Annotated in this window: 15 protein-coding genes and 1 pseudogene; 9 read left to right on the forward strand and 7 right to left on the reverse strand. The window is 63.7% G+C overall.

The genetic code is table 11. The features are described from left to right. Window positions 1-159: 159 nt before the first annotated feature. Complete coding sequence (locus AIOL_RS21405; protein WP_049644850.1) at window positions 160-1,074, reverse strand: LysR substrate-binding domain-containing protein; 915 nt, start codon at window positions 1,072-1,074, stop codon at window positions 160-162. Window positions 1,075-1,215: 141 nt separating this feature from the next. Between AIOL_RS21405 and AIOL_RS21410 the strand changes: the two genes are divergently transcribed. From AIOL_RS21410 to amaB, 6 genes and pseudogenes are all read left to right on the forward strand, one after another. Continuing rightward, window positions 1,216-2,235, forward strand: a complete 1,020-nt coding sequence (locus AIOL_RS21410) for a saccharopine dehydrogenase family protein (RefSeq protein WP_235439127.1) — start codon at window positions 1,216-1,218, stop codon at window positions 2,233-2,235. Then, window positions 2,225-3,400 (forward strand): pyridoxal phosphate-dependent aminotransferase, encoded by a 1,176-nt coding sequence (locus AIOL_RS21415; RefSeq protein ID WP_049644852.1) that lies wholly within the window; start codon window positions 2,225-2,227, stop codon window positions 3,398-3,400. Before AIOL_RS21410 ends, AIOL_RS21415 begins: the two co-directional genes overlap by 11 nt. Beyond that, window positions 3,400-3,594 (forward strand): annotated as a pseudogene (locus tag AIOL_RS21420) (hypothetical protein); the annotation flags it as partial. The gene AIOL_RS21415 and the pseudogene AIOL_RS21420, both read left to right, overlap by 1 nt. Window positions 3,595-3,600: 6 nt before the next feature. Further along, complete coding sequence (locus AIOL_RS21425; protein WP_049644854.1) at window positions 3,601-5,790, forward strand: dehydrogenase E1 component subunit alpha/beta; 2,190 nt, start codon at window positions 3,601-3,603, stop codon at window positions 5,788-5,790. Next, on the forward strand, window positions 5,787-6,809 hold the full coding sequence (locus AIOL_RS21430; protein ID WP_049644855.1) for an ACP S-malonyltransferase: 1,023 nt from the start codon (window positions 5,787-5,789) through the stop codon (window positions 6,807-6,809). The genes AIOL_RS21425 and AIOL_RS21430 overlap by 4 nt, the downstream gene beginning before the upstream one ends. A 22-nt stretch (window positions 6,810-6,831) precedes the next feature. Next, complete coding sequence (amaB, locus tag AIOL_RS21435) at window positions 6,832-8,325, forward strand: L-piperidine-6-carboxylate dehydrogenase (RefSeq protein ID WP_049644856.1); 1,494 nt, start codon at window positions 6,832-6,834, stop codon at window positions 8,323-8,325. A gap of 143 nt (window positions 8,326-8,468) precedes the next feature. Here amaB and tcuA read toward each other — a convergent pair whose 3' ends face one another. From tcuA to AIOL_RS21450, 3 genes are all read right to left on the reverse strand, one after another. After that, window positions 8,469-9,944, reverse strand: coding sequence for an FAD-dependent tricarballylate dehydrogenase TcuA (tcuA, locus tag AIOL_RS21440; protein ID WP_049644857.1), 1,476 nt, complete (start codon window positions 9,942-9,944; stop codon window positions 8,469-8,471). Between the two features lie 75 nt (window positions 9,945-10,019). Beyond that, window positions 10,020-12,047, reverse strand: a complete 2,028-nt coding sequence (locus AIOL_RS21445; protein WP_049644858.1) for a tripartite tricarboxylate transporter permease — start codon at window positions 12,045-12,047, stop codon at window positions 10,020-10,022. A gap of 71 nt (window positions 12,048-12,118) precedes the next feature. Next, window positions 12,119-13,225 carry a tricarboxylate transporter gene (locus AIOL_RS21450; protein ID WP_152912630.1) on the reverse strand — a complete coding sequence of 369 codons (1,107 nt, stop codon included), beginning with the start codon at window positions 13,223-13,225 and terminating at the stop codon, window positions 12,119-12,121. A 127-nt stretch (window positions 13,226-13,352) separates the two neighbouring features. Between AIOL_RS21450 and AIOL_RS21455 the strand changes: the two genes are divergently transcribed. The 3 genes from AIOL_RS21455 (at window position 13,353) to AIOL_RS21465 (ending at window position 16,189) form a co-directional block, all read left to right on the forward strand. Beyond that, complete coding sequence (locus tag AIOL_RS21455) at window positions 13,353-14,027, forward strand: response regulator transcription factor (protein ID WP_049645600.1); 675 nt, start codon at window positions 13,353-13,355, stop codon at window positions 14,025-14,027. Next, entirely contained in the window at window positions 14,024-15,397 is a 1,374-nt protein-coding gene (locus tag AIOL_RS21460) for a sensor histidine kinase (protein WP_049644859.1), read from the forward strand. The genes AIOL_RS21455 and AIOL_RS21460 overlap by 4 nt, the downstream gene beginning before the upstream one ends. Before the next feature lie 180 nt (window positions 15,398-15,577). Further along, window positions 15,578-16,189: a hypothetical protein gene (locus AIOL_RS21465; RefSeq protein WP_049644860.1), complete on the forward strand. Its 612-nt coding sequence runs from the start codon at window positions 15,578-15,580 to the stop codon at window positions 16,187-16,189. Window positions 16,190-16,200: 11 nt separating this feature from the next. Here the strand turns inward: AIOL_RS21465 and AIOL_RS21470 are convergent, their stop codons facing one another. The 3 genes from AIOL_RS21470 to AIOL_RS21480 are packed head-to-tail and all read right to left on the reverse strand — an operon-like array spanning window position 16,201 to window position 18,981. Continuing rightward, window positions 16,201-17,022: an ABC transporter permease gene (locus AIOL_RS21470; RefSeq protein WP_049644861.1), complete on the reverse strand. Its 822-nt coding sequence runs from the start codon at window positions 17,020-17,022 to the stop codon at window positions 16,201-16,203. A 1-nt stretch (window position 17,023) separates the two neighbouring features. Next, a complete protein-coding gene (locus AIOL_RS21475) occupies window positions 17,024-17,905 on the reverse strand; it encodes an ABC transporter permease (protein ID WP_049644862.1) in 882 nt (293 codons plus the stop codon). Continuing rightward, the gene (locus tag AIOL_RS21480; protein WP_235439128.1) at window positions 17,905-18,981 is read right to left on the reverse strand and encodes an ABC transporter ATP-binding protein; all 1,077 of its coding nucleotides are present in this window, start codon (window positions 18,979-18,981) and stop codon (window positions 17,905-17,907) included. The genes AIOL_RS21475 and AIOL_RS21480 overlap by 1 nt, the downstream gene beginning before the upstream one ends. Between the last annotated feature and the right edge of the window lie 2 nt (window positions 18,982-18,983).

Raw genomic sequence — 18,983 nt, forward strand, 5'->3', positions numbered from 1 at the left:
GATTCGCGGCCCCACGGCAAAATCCGCCGCCCGCACCGTTTACGCCTCGGTAACGCCGGTCCCGCGCCACAGGCTTGGCTGGCCGCCTCCGCGGCCCGCTGGCTGCGTGCGGTGGTGCTGGCGGTCTGCACGCGGATGTCGCTTATGCTGCTCTGGCAGTCAGCGGCCAGCCTGTCGGCGCAGGGCGCGTTTGCGGGTTGAGCTCCGCGCCTCGGCGATCATCCAGTCGCGGAACTGAGCGGCGTCCGGGTTTGCCACCCCCTTTGGCGTGACAACATAGTAAACGTCACCAGGGCATTGCGGTTGGCCCAGATCCACCAGCGTGCCCTGCGCCAGCTCCGCCTCGATCAGATAGGTGGGAACAATGGCCGCCCCAAGCCCGTGGATTGCGGCCGCGATCATGGTCGAGAACTGGTCGAACAGGGTGCCCCGCCGGGCCATGCCGGTTGGCAGGCCCAGGCTGTCGAAATAGACCTCCCAGGCGTTGGCGCGGGTCTGCAGGTGCAGACGTGGCATGTCTTTTAGGTCCACCGGCGCTTTGATGCCAAAGCGCTCGGACATCACGGGCGAGGCCACGACGACCAGGTCCTCAAGGCAAAGCTCGGTCAGCGTCCCGTCCACCCATTCCTTGCGGCCGAAATGAATGGCCAGGTCGATCCCATCATGCGCCATGTCGAAGGGCTCGGGGCGGCTGTGCAAGGCGAACTCGATATCCGGGTGGCTGGCGCGGAACCTGGCCAGGCGCGGGGCCAGCCAGCGCGAGCCGAAGGTCGGCAGCACCCCAACCGAGAGGGTCCGCATCCCGTCCCCCGCGGCGCTGGCATTCTGCATGGTCTGGCGCAGGCGTTCGAGATCGTTGTGCAGCGGGCCCGCCAGGTTGCGCCCGGCTTCGGTCAAGGACACGCCCCGCCCCGCCGGGCGGAACAGCGCGACCCCGACCGCCGCCTCAAGCTCGCGCACCATGCGGCTGATGGCGCTCTGGGTGACGCGCAGTTCCTCTGCGGCACGCGTGAAGCTCTGATGCTTGGCGGCGGCTTCAAAGCTGCGCAGGGCCGACAGGGAAGGAAGATGCATCGTTCATTACCCCAAGTCATGATATTGTGATAAACTCACCAATTAATCCGCATGTGTCAAACCGCTACGCTTCCGCCAAATCAAGAGCGAGGTGTGCAGATGCAGTCTGTGGCGGTTTTGGGCCTGGGGAAAGTTGGAGCATTGACGGCCGAGCTGCTTGTCGACGCCGGATTCGCGGTCACAGGCTACGATCTTGCGCCCCAAGGCGGGCTCAAACCGCGATACCGCACGGCATCCTTGGATGTCTCGGATGACGCGGCGCTGTCGGCGGCTCTGGGGCAGGCGGATGCGGTGCTGTCCTGCCTTCCGTTCTTCCTCAACACCGGGATCGCGCGGATCGCCCATGGCCTGGGAATCCACTATTTCGACCTGACCGAGGACGTCCCAACGACCAAGGCCATCCTAGAGCTCGCCCAGACTTCGAAGGGCTTGATGGCGCCGCAATGCGGGCTGGCCCCGGGCTTTGTGGGCATCGTGGCCGCTGATCTGATCGCGCAGTTTGACCTCTGCCGGTCCTGCAAGCTGCGGGTTGGCGCGCTGCCGCAGCACCCGACCGGGCTGATGGGATATTCCTTCAACTGGTCCCCCGAAGGTGTCGTCAACGAGTACCTCAACGATTGCGAGGTGCTGGAGAATGGCGAACACAAATGGGTCTCGCCAATGGAATGGATCGAGAAGATCGTGATCGGCGGCGTCGAGCTGGAGGCCTTCACCACCTCGGGCGGCCTGGGCACCATGTGCGAGACCTATCTCGGCAAGGTGCCAAACATCGACTACAAAACAATGCGTTACCCCGGCCATGTGGAGTTGATGAACTTCTTCTTCCACGAGCTGTTGATGCGCGACCGCAAGAGCGAGGCGGGCGAGATTCTGGTGAACGCCAAGCCGCCAGTCGAAGAGGACGTTGTGTATATCCATGTCTCCGCCGAAGGCACGGCCGATGGCGCCTTGGCCCGCCGCGAATTCGTGCGGGCCCTCAAACCGGTGGAGATTGCGGGAAAGAGCCGGACCGCGATCGCCTGGACAACGGCCTCGTCGGTCGTCGCCGTGATCGAGATGGTGCGGGATGGCAAGCTGCCCGCCCAAGGGTTCCTAAAGCAGGAAGACATCCCGCTCGGCACCTTTCTGACAACGCAAAACGGGGCGCGCTATGCTGGATAGTCCAAGCGAATTCCGCAGGTCCGGGCGGCTGGCCGGGATCGAGCTTTCAGAGATCGTTCAGATCTCGGAGCGCGCCCGCCAGATGCGCGACGAGGGCCGTGACGTGATCGCATTGTCCACCGGCGAGCCGGACTTTCCGACGCCCGCCTTCGTGATCGAAGCCGCTTTCGACGCGATGCGCAACGGAGAGACCAGGTACACGCCCACCGCGGGAACGCCGGCTCTGCGCCAGGCGGTCGCCGACGAACACGGACGGCAAGCATCAGAAGTGATTGTCTCCAACGGCGCCAAACAAGTGCTGTCGAGCGCGCTTCTGGCCACCCTGGATCCCGGTGACGAGGTGATCCTTCCGACGCCGTTCTGGACCAGCTATGCCGATATGGTCGTGGTCGCGGGGGGCGTTCCGGTGACCGTTCCCTGCCCAATGGAGGCGGGCTTTAAGCTGTCGCCAGAGGCGCTGGAGGCCGCAATCACGCCCCGCACCCGCTGGCTGATGCTGAACGCGCCGTCGAACCCGTCGGGCGCGATCTACACCGCGACCGAGATCGCGGCCCTGGCGGCGGTGCTGGACCGCCACCCCCATGTCTGGGTCATCTCGGATGAGATCTACGCCCATCTCAGCTATGCGCCTTTCACCAGCTTCACCGCCGCCGCGCCCCAGCTGGCGTCGCGGACGTTGATCGTCTCGGGCGTCTCCAAGGCCTGGTCGATGACCGGCTGGCGCATCGGTTGGGGCGTCGGCCCCGCGTCGCTGATCAAGGCGATGGTGGTCGTGCAGGGGCAGTCGACCTCGGGCGCCTCCTCGGTCAGCCAGGCCGCCGCGCTGGCCGCCCTTAGCGGCCCGCGCGGGTTGCTTGCAGAGCGCCGGGACGCCTTCCGCGCCCGACGCCAGAAAGTGGTCGCCGGGCTGAACGCCCTGCCTGGGATCACCTGCCCAGAGCCCGATGGGGCATTCTATGTGTTTCCGTCCTGCTCCGCTGCGCTGCGCCCTGGCGAGAGCTGCGGCGATTTCTGCGCCCGCATCCTCGACCAGGCGGGCGTGGCGCTGGTGCCCGGCCGCGCCTTTGGATTGCCCGGCCATTTCCGCCTCTCATTTGCCTATTCCGATGACGCTCTGGACGCGGCGCTCGCCCGCCTGAGCGATGCTCTGACAGGAGACCTGTGATGAAAGACCTGACCGCCAAGGGCTTTGGCCGCGACCTGAATGACTTCACCTGGGGCGATCCTTTCTATCTGACTGACCATTTGACCGAGGAGCGCGTCGATAGCGGTTACCGCTCGATGATGTCGGTGCAGTCCGCGCTGGTGATGTACCCGATCCATGCCTATGGCGCGCAGTCCGGCATTCAGGCGTTCGTCTAAGCCATGGATCGCGCTTCTATCGTCGAAGAGAACTTCCGGCGGCGGGTCGTCTCCGGTGACCTGCCCAAGGGGGCTGCGCCCGCGGGGCCGTTGGGCGCGCCGGAGGCCGTGGGCCTCTTTCGCGCGCAATGCCTCAGCCGCGCCTTGGATCTGCAAAGCCGGGCGATGCAGAAAGAGGGGCAGGGGTTCTACACCATCGGCTCGTCGGGGCATGAAGGCATGGCAGCGGTGGCCGCGGCTTTGCGCCCCACGGACCCGGCGTTCCTGCATTACCGCGATGCGGCGTTCCAGATCGCGCGCGGCGATCAGGTGCCGGGGCAGTCGATGGCCTGGGACATGCTGCTCAGCTTTGCCTGCTCGTCGGAGGACCCGATCTCGGGCGGGCGGCATAAGGTGCTGGGCTCCAAGGCGCTGAATATCCCGCCGCAGACCTCGACGATTGCCTCGCATTTGCCCAAGGCGGTGGGCGCGGCCTATGCCATTGGCGCGGCGCGGCGCCACGCGCCGGAACATGCCGGATACCCTCATGACGCCATTGTGATGTGCTCCTTCGGGGACGCCTCGGCCAACCACTCCACCGCGCAGGGCGCATTCAACACCGCCGGATGGACCAGCTATCAATCGGTGCCGCTGCCGCTGCTGTTCGTGTGCGAGGATAACGGCATCGGGATCTCCACCAAGACGCCCAAGGGCTGGATCGCGGATGGGTTCCGCAATCGCCCGGGCGTGAGGTATTTCGCCTGCGACGGGCTGGACATCTTCGACACCTACGCCACCGCGCTTGAGGCCGCCGAATACGTCCGCCGCCGCCGCAAGCCCGCCTTCCTGCATATTCGCACCGTGCGGCTTTACGGGCATGCCGGCGCGGATGTGGCCACGACCTACCTGCCCAAGGCCGAGGTCGAGGCGGATGAGGCCAACGACCCGCTGCTGCACTCTGTACGTCTTCTTGAGGGGGCCGGCGGGCTGTCGCCCGCCGATGCCTTGCGGATCTACGAAGAGACCCGCGCCCGCGTCGCGCGCGTGGCGGCTCAGGCCGTTACCCGGCCTCGCCTGCAGACCGCCAGCGATGTGATGGCGAGCCTCATCCCGCCGAAACGCGCCTGCGCGCCCACCAATGGCCCCAGCGCCGAGGCCCGCGCCAAGTCCTTTGGCGGCGACCTAAAGGCCCATGACACCCCACAACCGATGAGCCGCATCCTCAACTGGGCGCTGACCGACCTGATGCTGGAGCATCGCGAAATCGTCATGATGGGCGAGGATGTGGGCCGAAAGGGCGGCGTCTATGGGGTGACGCAGAAGCTGAGCCAACGCTTCGGGTCCGACCGGATGATCGACACGCTTTTGGACGAGCAGTCCATCCTCGGGCTTGCGATTGGCATGGCACAGAACGGCTTTGTCCCGATGCCCGAGATCCAATTCCTGGCCTATCTGCACAACGCCGAGGATCAGCTGCGCGGCGAGGCGGCGACGCTACCGTTCTTCAGCCAGGGCCAGTTCACCAACCCGATGGTGCTGCGCATCGCGGGGCTGGGCTATCAGAAGGGCTTTGGCGGGCATTTCCACAATGACAACTCGGTGGCGGTTCTGCGTGACATTCCGGGGCTGATCCTGGCCTGCCCCTCGAACGGCGCGGACGGCGCGCGGATGCTGCGCGAATGCGTGCGGCTGGCGCGCGAGGAGCAGCGGCTGGTGGTGTTCCTGGAGCCCATCGCGCTCTACCCGATGCGCGACCTGCATGAGGCGGGGGATGGCGGCTGGATGACGACCTATCCCGGCCCCGATCAGAGCATCGGCTTTGGCGAGGTCGGCGTTCAGGGTGACGGAAGCGACCTGGCCATCGTGAGCTTTGCCAACGGGTACTACCTGTCCTGCCAGGCGCAGGCGCGGCTCGCCAAGGACGGCATCAATGCCCGGGTGATCGACACACGTTGGCTGAACCCACTACCCGAACAAGCGCTCCTTGAGGCCGTGAAGGGCGCGGATCGCGTGCTGATCGTGGACGAAACCCGCCGCACCGGCGGGCTGTCCGAGGCCCTCATGGCGCTCTTCACCGAGGGCTGCGACCTCCCCACATCCCGCCTTGCCGCCGAGGACAGTTTCATCGCCACCGGCCCCGCCTATGGCGCGACCATGCCGTCCGCCGACAGCATCTATGAGGCCGCAAAGGCCGCGCTGGAGGGCCGGGCATGACCACCGCCGTTCTGATCTGCCCCGGGCGCGGGACCTATAACAAGCCAGAGCTGGGCACCCTGGCGCGGACCTTCCCCGATGCCGGGCTGCTGGCGGCGTTTGACGCGCGCCGGTCGGCGCTGGGCCAAGAGACCCTGACCGCATTGGACGGCGCCGCGCGCTTCTCGAACGCCAAGCACACGCGGGGCGACAATGCCTCGGCGCTGATCTATGCGGCCTCGCTGGGCGACCGGCTGAGCCTCCGGGAGGACATCGAGATCGTGGCCGTCACCGGCAACTCGATGGGCTGGTACTCGGCGCTGGCCTGCGGCGGCGCGGTGGCGCCCCAGGACGGGTTCGAGATCGTCAACACCATGGGCACGCTGATGCAAGAGGCGCTGATCGGCGGGCAGGTGATCTACCCGCATACGGGCGACGACTGGCGGCCGGACATGCCGCGCAAGGCCGAGCTTTTGGCCCTGGTCGCCGAGATCGACGCCCGCGCTGAGCACGCGCTGAAACTGTCGATAGACCTGGGCGGGATGCTGGTGCTGGCCGGTGATGAGGCCGGTATCGCGGGTTTTGAGGACGCCGCCCTTCGGCTTGACCGCTTCCCAATGCGGCTGCCGAACCACGCCGCGTTCCATTCGCATTTGATGGCGCCGATCAGCGCGCAAGGCAAAGCCCGCCTGTCGCAGGACCTCTTCACCCAGCCCAGTCTGCCGCTCATAGACGGGCGCGGCGCGGTCTGGTGGCCGGGGGCCACGGATACGCGCCAGCTTTGGGACTACACGCTGGGCCACCAGGTTACCGAGACCTATGACTTCACCCGCGCGATCACGGTGGCCGCGCGCGACTTCGCCCCCGATCTCTTCATCATCACCGGCCCCGGCACCACGCTGGGCGGCGCGGTGGCGCAATCGCTGATCGCCGGCAACTGGCGCGGCATGGCCAGCAAATCCGACTTCCAAACCCTGCAGAACGAAACACCGCTCCTGGTCTCTATGGGCCGGGAGGACCAGCGCGGCCTCGCCGCGTAGCGACATCAAGAGGAGACACCCGATGCGCCATTCAGAGGTATTGCAAGCCGCGGGCTTCACCCAGGCCGACCTGACCGGCGGCAGCCTGCCCGTGCGCTCGCCCATTGACGGGGCGGTGGTGGCGCAGGTGGCCGAGACGCTCGCTGCCGACATGCCCGGCATCATCGCAAAAAGCAAAGAGGCGTTCAAAGCCTGGCGCGTGGTGCCCGCCCCACGCCGGGGCGAGCTGGTGCGGCTTTTGGGTGAGGAACTGCGCGCCGCCAAGGACGCGCTGGGCGCCGTGGTGACGCTGGAGGCGGGCAAGATCACCTCAGAAGGCCTGGGCGAGGTGCAAGAGATGATCGACATCTGCGACTTCGCGGTGGGCCAGTCGCGCCAGCTTTATGGACTGACGATTGCCTCCGAGCGCCCCGGCCACCGCATGATGGAGACCTGGCACCCGATGGGCCCCTGCGGCGTGATCACCGCGTTCAACTTCCCCGTGGCGGTGTGGTCCTGGAACACCTGCCTGGCGCTGATCTGTGGCGATCCGGTGATCTGGAAGCCCTCCGAAAAGACGCCGCTGACCGCGATGACCTGCATGAAGATCCTGGACCGCGCGCTAGAGCGATTCGGCGACGCGCCCGAGGGGCTGGTGCAGCTGGTCGTCGGCGGGCCAGAGATCGGCGAGGCGCTGGTGAACTCCACCGATGTGCCGATCCTCTCTGCCACCGGCTCGACCCGCATGGGCGGCATCGTGGGCCCCAAGGTTGCAGCGCGCTGGGGCCGCCCGATCCTGGAGCTTGGCGGCAATAACGGGATGATCGTGGCGCCCTCGGCGGATCTGGACATGGCGATCCGCGCGATCGTGTTCTCGGCCGTGGGCACCGCGGGCCAGCGCTGCACCACGCTGCGCCGCCTGATCGTGCATAACTCGATCAAGGACGAGCTGGTGGCCAAGCTGGTGCCCGCCTATGCCAGCCTGCCCATTGGCGATCCGCGCAGCGACGGCACGCTGATCGGCCCGTTGATCGACCAGGCCACCGCGGACCGGATGCAGGCGATGCTGGACCAGGCGGCCTCTGAGGGCGGCACGGTGCATGGCGGCGGTGCGGCAAATGGCGTGGGCGACGGGGCTTATGTGAACCCGGCGATTGTCGAGATGCCGGCGCAAACCGAGACCGTGAAGACCGAAACCTTCGCGCCCATCCTCTATGTGATGGGCTATGACGAGTTTGACGAGGCGATTGAGCTGCATAACGGCGTGCCGCAGGGGCTGTCATCCTGCATCTTCACATTGAACATGCGCGAGGCCGAGGCGTTTCTGACGGCGGCGGGCTCTGACTGCGGGATCGCCAATGTCAATATCGGACCCTCGGGGGCCGAGATCGGCGGGGCCTTCGGCGGCGAGAAGGAAACCGGCGGTGGGCGCGAGAGCGGATCGGATGCCTGGAAGGGCTACATGCGCCGCCAGACGAACACGATCAACTACTCGTCCGAACTGCCGCTGGCACAGGGCGTTAAGTTCGACATCTGAGTTTGGACTTTTGGGGCCGCCCGATGGGTTGACCGCCGATAGGTCACCCAGTCGGGCGTTCCGTCCGCGGTCAGCGTGTTTGGAAAGCGGAGCCGTTAACAGCCTGCTGGCGTAACCTTCGGACCGAGCGCGCGCATCTTCGTCTAGGGCGAAGGGCTGCCAGCGGCGCGGCCAGCGCGGCGGCCAAAGACCGCCCCCGAGGTCAGGCCGGAACCGCCGGGATAGCCATTGAAGAACACGCCTCCGACGAGTTCCCCGCAGGCGTATAGCCCGTCGATTGGGGTGTCGGAACCTGACAGCACCGCACCGAACGCGTCCACTTTTAAGCCGCCATAGGTAAAGGTGATCCCGCCGGTGACCGGGTAGGCTCGAAACGGGCCCTGTTCGATGGTCTGTGCCCAGTTGGATTTCCGCGGCGACACCCCGGCTGCCGCCTTGCCGTCCAGAGACGTCGGATCAAACGCGGTGCCCTGGTCCACTGCGGCGTTGTAGTTTTCGAGCGTCTTGAGTGCGGCGGCCTGATCCACTCCGTCAAGCTTGGCGACCAGCCCCTCAAGCGTCGCAGACTCGACATAATGGGCGTCGTGAAAGCTGTATTCGCCATAGAGCAGGTCAAACACTTTGGCATCGAAGATCTGCCATGCGAAATGGCCCGGCTGCTCCATGATGGCGGCGCCAAACTGAGCGTATGTGTAGTTGCGGAAGTTGATGCCTTCATCGACAAAGCGTTCACCTTTGGCGTTCAGCATTACCCCTAAGAAATAGCATATCTTGCGGTAATACTTGCGCTCGCGATGCGGCAGATCGAGATTGCCGTAATCCGCCATGTGCAAGTCCATCGGCGTGGCGTGGCAGCCGCCATAAAACCCGTATTCCTGCGCGCCGAGCGCCCTGGCCATGAGCAATCCATCGCCCGTATTGTGCGGCGTGCCGCGCACCTTGGCCTTGTCCCATGCGGGGCCGATATGTTCCTGCCGCAGCTCGGCGTTTGCCTCGAACCCGCCGCAAGCCAGAATGACCGCATCGGCGGCAAAGGCATGCCCGTCCCCGGTGGTCACGCCGGTCACTCTGCCGTTCTCGCTGGTAAGATCTGCCACGGGCGTGCCGTATCTTATCTCGCCGCCCATGCGATGGAACGCCGCCAACTCTTGATCGAAGAGACCAACGCCCTCGTTCTCGGCGGCCAGTGTCAGACCGCCCCAAAACACATGCCGCCCGTCCTTCATAAAGCTTTGGCGGGAATAGATCGGTTCAAACTTCACATCATGCGAGGCCAGCCAGCGCACGGTGTCATAGCTTTCCGAAATCAGCGCGTGCTGTTCAGGGCTCAGCGGGCGCCCATCATTGAAGCTCAGTAGATCAGACGAGAATTTCTTTTCGGTGTAGCTTCCGAAATCCGTGTCTGACAGTCGCGGGTCCGCCGGGTTGCGCAGCAACGGCAGCAGATCATCGCCCGACGCATAGGCAAAGCGCATCGCGCCAGCGGTGTATTTGGTATTGCCACCGGCGAGCGCCGGATCCGCCTTTTCGAGTATCAAGACCTCGGCGCCGCATTCGAGCGCTGCGATACCGGCGGATAGGGCGGCGTTGCCGGATCCTGCTATGATGACTTTGGGCATGGGGTTAGGTCCAGACTATGGGGTTTGTATGAAGAGCAACTCTGCGGCGGACGGGGAACGCAATGGTCCTCCGGCTCATGTCAGCGGCCACGGAAGATCCGCGTATTCCTGCAGCAGCCCGGGCGGGAAGTCGCGGTTTAGCAGCCATGCCATGGCACACATGAACGCGATGCCGCTTGCGGTATAGATCACCGCCGCGACATTGCTGAGCCCCGCCCGAATTCTGAGGAAGCTGAACAGGAACAGCCCCAGCGCAAGGATAAAGCCCAGCAAGGCGGTCAGGACCAACAGCGCGGCAAACCAGGCCAGGGTGGGCCAAAGGCCGTGGGTGGCCTCTGAGTCATCGCCATGACGCTCGCGGTCGGCAAAGACCGTGTCGGTCTCTGGCTTTAGCATCATGCGGATGATCAAGACCGCGCAACCCAGCAGGCAGACGCAAGCAACGAACATCGGGAAGGTGCGGTCCCGGCTGAAGGACGGGATCGAGGCCGCGTCAAACAGGGCGTAGGCGATATAGCCGGTTACGATCAGCAGGAAGGCGAGCGGCGCGCGCTTCGAGCCGGACTTAACATCGCCCTCGGCCAGAATGGACTTGGCCTGCCGCAGCCCGACGACCACGGAGATGACCGTGATGATCAGCAACACAATCACGATGGGCGAAAAGATATAGTCTATGCCCTCGCCAAACCCCTTGCGAAAGCGCGACTGCGCGATCTGCAGGGCCTGGTTGGCGTAGGTCTCTGCCGGGTTTGACAAGACGAAGCCGATCAGAAACGCCGGGCGCGACCAATCGAACCGGCGCATCATGATGCCCAGGAAGCCTATGGCGAACAGCGCCACCAGATCCATCAAGTTCTGCCCCGACTGGAAGGCCGCGAAGGCGATGATCATGAACAGGAACGGCGCCAGCAGCGCAAAGCGAATGGTCGTCAGCTTGGCGATTCCGCCCGAGGCCGCGATGCAGATCACCGTGCCGACAACATTCGCCAGCGCCAGCAGCCAAACGATGGAGTAGGTGATATCAAGGTTGTTCTTCAGCATGGCCGGGCCAACCTCGATCTGCCCGGAGCCCAGCAACGCAATCGCCCCGATAAAGATCGCCATAGAGCCCGAACCGGGGATGCCAAACAGCAGCGTGGGCACCAGCCCGCCGCCCTCCTTGGCGTTGTTAGAGCTTTCCGGCCCGATCACGCCGCGCACTTCGCCGCTGCCGAACTTGGATTTGTCTTTGGTGGTCTGAACGGCGTGCCCATAGGCGATCCAGTCCACAACGGACCCACCGAGCCCCGGGATGACCCCAACGATGACCCCAATGATAGAGCAGCGCACCGACAGCCAGATATTGGCGAACCAATCGCGCACCCCGTCCAGCCAGCCGCCGCCCAGCGCCTGCTCTTTTGCAATCGCGCGGTCCTGCCGCAACAGCGAGATGATCTCGGGTATCGCAAAGATGCCAAGGCCCACGATCACCAGCTTTAGACCATCCGTGAGATAGGGGAAGTCGTAGGATGACATGCGCAGATCACCCGAGGACGCGCCCTCGCCGATCGTGCCGATCAGCATCCCAAGGCCCGCGGCCACAATGCCCTTTATCGCCACGCGGCCGGCGAGGATGCCGACCATGGACAGGCCAAAGATGGTGATCATCAACAGCTCCGGCGTGCGGAACTCCAATACGACGGGGCGGGCCACCAGGATGAACACCGTCAAAAAGCTGGCGCCGACGAGGCCTCCGAACAACGAGGACGCAAAGGCCGCCGATAGCGCCCGCGCCGCCTGGCCGTTTTTTGCCATGGGAAAGCCGTCCAGCACGGTCGCCTGCGATGCCGACGAACCAGGGATGCCCATCAGAACGGACGCGAACGTGTCAGAGGTCGGCACCACGGCGACCATCCCGATCATCAGCGCCAGCCCCAGGATCGGGTCCATCCCGAACATGAACGGCAACAGCAGGGACAGACCGGCGATCCCACCCAGCCCGGGGAAGACGCCGATGCAAAGGCCCATGATGACCCCTAGGATCAGATAGCCCAACACAACCGGCTGAAGGATCAGCGCCCAGGCGTCGCCAAGCGCGGGCAGCGCGGTGAAAATGACATCCATGACGATGCCCCCTGCTTTGCTTACAAAAATGCCCCGTCAAGCCGGTTGACGGGGCATTCTGAAAGCCAAGCTTACTTGAGCGTCACGCCGTAGCGCTCTTCGAGCCAACCGACGACAAACTCCTTGGCGGCCTGCGGGACTTCGGTGCCGCTTTTCAGCGCGCCTTTGGCTTCGTCTCCGGTCATTTGCGGGTACACGCCCAGGCGACCGGAAGAGATCTCTGCGAAATCGGCGCGGGCTTTGACGGCTTCAAAAGCCGCCGTGTAGGTCGCGATTGCGTCCGCCGATGCGCCGTTCGGCAAGAAGACCATCTTCTGAGCCGGGAAGCCCGCGATGAAGAAGGCCTTCCAAGCCTCCCATTTCTCGCCAGAGGTTTCGCACCCTGCGGTGGCTTCGCAGACCTCTTTGAAGGTCGGCATGTCCGGGAAGGTCGGATCCCGCACGATGTTGCCTGCGTCATCCAGCGCGCCCCAGCTCATCATGGGCACCGCGCTGCCATCCTCGACCAGTGGCGTCACGCCTTTGAGGTAGGATGAAGACGTCTGGTAATCGATGTTGGCCTCGCCGCGCTCGAACATCAAACGCCCGTCGCCGCGGCCCTTGATCCCGAACACCGGCTCAACGCTCAGACCGAGCATTTCCCAGGCCAGAAGCGGCACAAGATCCAGCCGCGTGGCCCCTTGCGAGCCATAGATGAAGTCCTCTCCCTGTAGACCCGAGGCATCCAGGCCGCTCATCTTTGCCGCCATGTCAGGCGGCAGATAGGCGACACCGCCGGTGCCGGAGGCCAGCACGACATTCCAGTCGGCGTAGTTATACTTCACCCGCGGATCGCCCAGCAGGAACGGGAACTGCGTGGACCCCGACGAGCCAAAGATCAGGGTGCCGTCGTCATATGTCTGCTCTTGAAAGAAGTTCGCGCCTTTGGTGGACCCGGCCCCCGGCATGAACTTCACGACAACGGTCGGAGCGCCCGGCAGCGCCTCGGACAGAAGCGGCGCGTAGAAATTCGCCCATTTGGCCGATCCGCCGGTTTCCGAGAACGGGATGATCCATTCAACGGTCTTGCCGGCCAGGTCGATGCCATGGCCGCCGGCCTGTGTCTGGAACGGCAGCGTTGCGACAGCGGCAGCGACAAGCCCCATGGCCGCGCGGCGCGTGGTTTTAAATAAGGACATATGTTCCTCCCTAGGATTTGGACCCCTCAAAGAGGGCACCTTCACAGAATCACCGGCCTGTCCTTGCCCGGTTGATGTATCAACCATGACCTGCGAACCTTGCATGAAACTTTCGGGGCCGAAAAAGATGCGGATCACCCTTGTCGAAGACAATGTGGGACTGGCCAAGGGCATCGCGTACCGCCTGCAGGACGCGGGGCATGCGGTGGATGTCTTGCACGATGGCGACGCGGCCGCGGCCTTTCTGAAGGGCTGCGTGTCCGACCTGATTATCCTGGACATCAACCTGCCCGGCACCGATGGGCTGAGCTTGCTCAAGGCCCTGCGCGCGGGCGGCGATCCGCGCCCGGTGATCCTGCTGACGGCGCGCGCCGAAACCGAGGACCGCGTGATCGGGTTGGATGCCGGGGCGGATGACTACCTGATCAAGCCCTTCGAGATGGCAGAGCTTGAGGCACGGGTGCGCGCGTTGTCACGCAGGCGCGCGACGCCGCAACGGCAACTGCAACATATCGGCCCGCTGCAATTCGACGCCGCGGCCCGCCAGCTTATGGCGGACGATCAGCCGCTTGATCTGCCGCGCCGGGAGCTGTCTATCTTCGAATGCCTTCTGGCCGCGAGGGGCCGGCTCGTCACTAAGACCGCGCTGTTGGATCACGTCTATGGGACCGGGGCCGATGTCGAGGAGCAGGTCGTCGAGGTCTATATCTCGCGGATCCGCTCCCGGCTGAAACCCTTCGGCCTGGTCATCAAGGCCCAGCGCGGGCTGGGCTATCAATTGCTGCACGAGGCCCAGACATGACGCTGCAATCCCTGCGGGCGCGGCTGATCTTGATCATCCTTTCACCACTTCTGATAATCTCCATCGCCGCCGCGGCCTGGCAGTTTCGCAATACGACGCAGCGCGCCGAGGAGATCTTTGACCGGGGTCTGCTCTCGGCGGCGCTGGCCATCTCTCGCGACGTTGCCGTCTCTGGCGGCGATGCGCTTAGCCCGGACACACGGCGACTGATCGGCGGCACATCGGGCGGCGAGTTATTCTATCACGTCTATGCTCCGGATGGCGTGTTCGTGACCGGGTATGCGACCCCGCCGGTGCCGCCGGCCTCGACCGCCGACGCGCCCCCGCAGCAGCAATTCTATGACGCGACATATCAAAACCGGGACGTCCGCGTTTTGCGGTTCCAAGACGCCACCACGGTTGACGGCCTAACGGGCGTCTTCACCATCTCGGTGTGGCAAGACATGACCGTGCGCACTGGGTTCGTGCGCGAGGTGGTCATCCGCGCCTTCGGCGTCATTGCCTTGCTGGTGCTTTCGGTCGCTTTGGTCGTCTGGTTCGGAGTTGGCCTTGGGTTGCGTCCCTTGCTGGACCTGCAGGACGCGATCTCCAAACGCACCCCAAGCGAGCTGGAACCGATCCGCCGCCCGGTGCCGATAGAGGCGCAAGGGATCGTGTCGACGCTGAACTCGCTGCTCGACAGGGTCTCGCGGCGCATCAGCTCTAAGGACGAGTTCATATCCAACGCCGCCCACCAATTGCGCAACCCGATTGCCGGAGTCCTGGCGCTGGCCGAGGCCGTCGAGAGCGCGCCGTCAAGCGTTGCGGCCAAGGAACGCAGCGCTGAATTGGTCAGTGCGGCGCGCGAGGCCACGCATCTGACCAACCAGCTCTTGTCGTTTGAGCGCGCTGGCGGAACGAACCTTGCGGATCGCGGTGAGGTCCTCGATTTTGCTCAGGCTGTCGAGGCCGCGGTCACCCGGTTTCGCAATCAAACACCGGGTAGGGACATCGCCGTTTCCTATCATCCAGACGGTCGGCGCCATGAGGTGTGGGGCGATGAGCTTATGCTGCAGGAAGCGATCCTGAACCTGCTGACAAATTCCGTGATACATGGCGGGCCTGATGTCTCGAACATAGACGTCACACTGCAAAGCTCAAATGGGCGGACGCGACTGGTCCTGCAAGATGACGGCGTGGGGATCGCGCCGGATGATCAATTGCTGGCGCTTGGCCGCTTCAGCCAAACGGGCACCGGCCCGGGCAGCGGCCTAGGTCTGCCAATCGCCGCTCGGGTCATGGAGAACCATGGAGGCGCGCTGACAATTGAGCGCAGTGACCACGGGGCCAAGATAGAGGTTTCGCTGCCTTCGGTCCGGAAGAGACCTTGAGTGCTCGCGGTGATCGGCTTCTTCTTACAAAATGCGCTTTAGCGATAGAGAGCCGTTTGTTAGACAGCTAGTATAAAGTAACAAATGATATTTATTGGGATTGGCGCATGATCGGTAGGCAGAGGCGCAGCCCGTTCCTAAGGAAGCCATATGACATCGAAAACCCGTAGAATCGCGATAATGTTGTTTCTGTTGGTCGTGTCATGCGCGGTTGTCTTGGGGCTTTGGCTTCGCAACAAAGAAATGCACTCGATCTACGCCAGTGACGTTTCAACTTTTCTAAAGCGAGAGAGCGGCAGTTTACCACTGAGAGAAACTCAATTCCTATACTTCTCCCATTTTGGAGGCGTGCAAAGCTATGCTTCTCTGAAGCGGTTTAAAACGTATTTGGATCAAGTCTCGCAGGAACACGATGTCCTTGCCGCCGCATACTTCGTCAGCCCCTCTGTCTTTACCTTCCGGATGCTCATTTTTTTCCGGCGGGAAGACCAATGCTTCATGTCTTTTTTGACCACCCGGCACATTGATGCCTATGACCTAGAAGTGGGTTGCGATGTGGTTGATGCTGCCGTGACATTAACGTCGAATTGGACAAATGGACCGGAAGACTATGAATTTGCATTAGGCGGGGCCAGTTTTGGATTCACTGCGTGGGAGGCAGGCGAGGCGATATCTGCCTACGAGTTCTCGGCCACCGAAATATACGAAAACAAAGAAGTCACCGCTGAAGTGATGCTGGAATATCTGCTGGAAGCTTCAAGCAGGTGGGATTTTGTTGCTTCTCGACCATAGCTTTGCGCGGATCAGTCCCTTGTGCCCTTAGCGCCAAGAAACTGTGTCAGAAGCAAAAGCACCGACGACAGGATCACCATAATGGTCGAGATCGCCGCGATGGTCGGATCGATATAGTCGCGCAGGGCCGCGAACATATGCTTGGTCAGCGTGGCATTCGCCCCGCCAGAGACAAAGATCGCGACAATCACCTCGTCAAAGGACGTCAGGAAGGACAGCAGGGCCGCGGTGATCACCGAGAACCGGATCTGCGGCAGGGTGATCAGAAAGAACGCCTTGCTGCGCGTGGCGCCCAGGCTGCGGGCCACCTGCTCTTGGTTGAGATCATAGGACCGCAGCCCCGCCGTCACCACGATGATCACCAGCGGCAGCGCCAGCGCGGCATGCGCCAGCACCAACCCGGCGATGGTGTTGTTCATCCCCATCCGGCCATAGGCGTAGAACGTGCCAATCGCGATCAGGATCACCGGCACGATCATCGGCGTGATCAGCAGCAGGAAAATCGCCCGCGTCAGGCGGTGGCGTGACACGAACAAGGCATAGGCCGCCATCGTGCCCAGGGGCGTGGCCACCAGCATCGTCAGCACCCCCACCTGCACCGAGGTCATCGTCGCCCGCATCCATTTGCGCGAGCCCAGATACTCCTCGTACCAGCGCAGCGACCAATTGCTGGGCGGGAACTCCAGATACTGGCTGTCCGAGAATGACATCGGCACCACGATCAGCGTTGGGATCACCAGCAGGATCATGATCACCGCCGCCAGCGCGTAGAGCCACAGCCGCCGCCCATGGGTGATCTGCGTGTCCGTCGCGGGGCGGGAGAACCAGCTCACGTCAGTCCCTCCCGAACAGGGCGGCGTCGAGCTTGAAGAACCGCGCGGCGAGGAAGAGGCAAAGCACCGTGGCCACCAAGAGCACCACGCCCAGGGCGCTGGCCGCGCCCCAGTCGAACTGGTTCTCCAGGATCGCGGTGATCTGGTTCGACACCATGATCACGCGCCCGCCGCCCAGCACTGCCGGAGTGACGTAGAACCCCAAGCACAGCACGAACACGATCAGCGACCCGGCCACCATCCCCGGCAGCGACAATGGGAAGTACACCGCCCAGAAGGCCCGCACCGGGTTCGCGCCCAGATTTGCTGCGGCGTGCATCATGTCGCGGTCGATTTTGCGCATCGCGTTGTAGAGCGGCAGGATCAGGAAGGGCAGCATGATATGCGCCATGCCGATCAGGGTGCCCGTCATGTTATGCACCAGCTTCAGGGGCTTCTCCCAGAACCCCATGTCCATCGCGAACTCGTTGATGATCCCCTTGCGCTGCAGCAGCACCAGCCAGGCATAGGTGCGCACCAGCAAGGACGTCCAGAACGGCAGCAGCACCGCCAGCATGAATACCCCCGCCCAGCGCGGCGGAAGCTGCGCCAGAAAGAACGCCAGCGGATAGCCCAGAGCGATGCAGATCATCGTCGTTAGGATGCTGACCTGAAAGGTGGTGATGAAGATCCGGTAATAGGACTTGTACTGGGTCATCTTGAGGTAGTTCTCTAACGAGAACCCCCCGTCATCCCCGAGGAACGACAGGTAAAAGAGCCACGAGAGCGGGATCAGGATGATCAACCCCACGACGACCAGTGCCGGGATGACCAGGCTCAGGATCGACAATTGCTCGCGGCGATGCTGTCGCCGAAGCTCGGTCTCGTTGGCCGCGCTCGCCATCAGGTGGTTTCGCCGGGGATGATGATCACGTCCTTGCGGTTCAGGCCCACCGCCACCTGCTCTCCCAGCCCGCCGCCTGTGGAATTCGTTGTGGCACCCGTGCCAAATCGGAACGCCAGCTCTATGCCGTTATCCAAGGCGACCAGGGCCATCTCGGATTCGCCCTGAAAAACCGTCTCTCGCAGCGTGCCCCGAAGAACGATGGTGTTGTCGTCCGATTGCGCATCCTGAGCGGCAAAGAAAAGCCGCTCTGGCCGCACCACCAGTGACCAGCTTTCCCCATCCCGGGTCTCGGCAATCTTTTGGTCCCGGTACATCAAGCCGCTTGCGCCGCGCGTTAATGGCAGCATGGTCGACTCGCCGATGAAATCGGCCACAAAGGCGTTGGCGGGCGCGTTATAGATCACTTCTGGCGCGTCTAGCTGCACCAATTGCCCGTCATTGATCACCGCGATCCGATCCGACATGGTCAGCGCCTCGCGCTGGTCATGCGTCACATAGACGGTGGTCACGCCCAGTTTGCGATGCAGGTGCTTGAGTTCGATCTGCATGCGCTCGCGCAGCTTCTTGTCGAGCGCCGAGAGCGGCTCGTCCATCAAGAGGATCCGTGGGCCGAACACAAAGGCCCGCGCCAGGGCGACCCGCTGGCGCTGCCCGCCCGAGAGCTGGTCGATGCCGCGCGCGCCGAACCCGCCGAGCTGCACCGTCTCAAGCGCTTCCTCGACGCGGGCGGCGCGTTCCGGCGCGCCCACCCCCCGCAGCTTTAGCGGGAAGCCGATATTGTCGGCCACGCTCATTTGCGGAAACAGCGCGTAGCTTTGGAACACCATGCCCACGTCGCGCTTGTGCGGCGGCTTGAGGATCACCTCCTCGGCGCCAAACTTGATGCTGCCGCTGTCGGGCCGGTTGAACCCCGCGATGGCCATCAACAGCGTGGTTTTACCGGACCCAGAGGGCCCCAGCAGGGTCAGAAACTCGCCGCTATGGACATCCAGATCCACGGCGTTCAGCGCGTAGACTGGCCCGTAGCGTTTGGTCAGATCGCGGATTGCGATCGGGAGCGCTGCGTCACTCAATG

The organism is Candidatus Rhodobacter oscarellae, assembly GCF_001078595.1.
Taxonomy (GTDB): domain Bacteria; phylum Pseudomonadota; class Alphaproteobacteria; order Rhodobacterales; family Rhodobacteraceae; genus Rhodobacter_B; species Rhodobacter_B oscarellae.

Excerpts from the sequence above, each read along its gene's own strand:
- AIOL_RS21405 (WP_049644850.1), bottom strand. The coding sequence starts at position 1,074 with ATGCATCTTCCTTCCCTGTCGGCCCTGCGCAGCTTTGAAGCCGCCGCC.
- AIOL_RS21415 (WP_049644852.1), top strand. The coding sequence starts at position 2,225 with ATGCTGGATAGTCCAAGCGAATTCCGCAGGTCCGGGCGGCTGGCCGGG.
- AIOL_RS21425 (WP_049644854.1), top strand. The coding sequence starts at position 3,601 with ATGGATCGCGCTTCTATCGTCGAAGAGAACTTCCGGCGGCGGGTCGTC.
- AIOL_RS21430 (WP_049644855.1), top strand. The coding sequence starts at position 5,787 with ATGACCACCGCCGTTCTGATCTGCCCCGGGCGCGGGACCTATAACAAG.
- amaB (WP_049644856.1), top strand. The coding sequence starts at position 6,832 with ATGCGCCATTCAGAGGTATTGCAAGCCGCGGGCTTCACCCAGGCCGAC.
- tcuA (WP_049644857.1), bottom strand. The coding sequence starts at position 9,944 with ATGCCCAAAGTCATCATAGCAGGATCCGGCAACGCCGCCCTATCCGCC.
- AIOL_RS21445 (WP_049644858.1), bottom strand. The coding sequence starts at position 12,047 with ATGGATGTCATTTTCACCGCGCTGCCCGCGCTTGGCGACGCCTGGGCG.
- AIOL_RS21450 (WP_152912630.1), bottom strand. The coding sequence starts at position 13,225 with ATGTCCTTATTTAAAACCACGCGCCGCGCGGCCATGGGGCTTGTCGCT.
- AIOL_RS21455 (WP_049645600.1), top strand. The coding sequence starts at position 13,353 with ATGCGGATCACCCTTGTCGAAGACAATGTGGGACTGGCCAAGGGCATC.
- AIOL_RS21460 (WP_049644859.1), top strand. The coding sequence starts at position 14,024 with ATGACGCTGCAATCCCTGCGGGCGCGGCTGATCTTGATCATCCTTTCA.
- AIOL_RS21465 (WP_049644860.1), top strand. The coding sequence starts at position 15,578 with ATGTTGTTTCTGTTGGTCGTGTCATGCGCGGTTGTCTTGGGGCTTTGG.
- AIOL_RS21475 (WP_049644862.1), bottom strand. The coding sequence starts at position 17,905 with ATGGCGAGCGCGGCCAACGAGACCGAGCTTCGGCGACAGCATCGCCGC.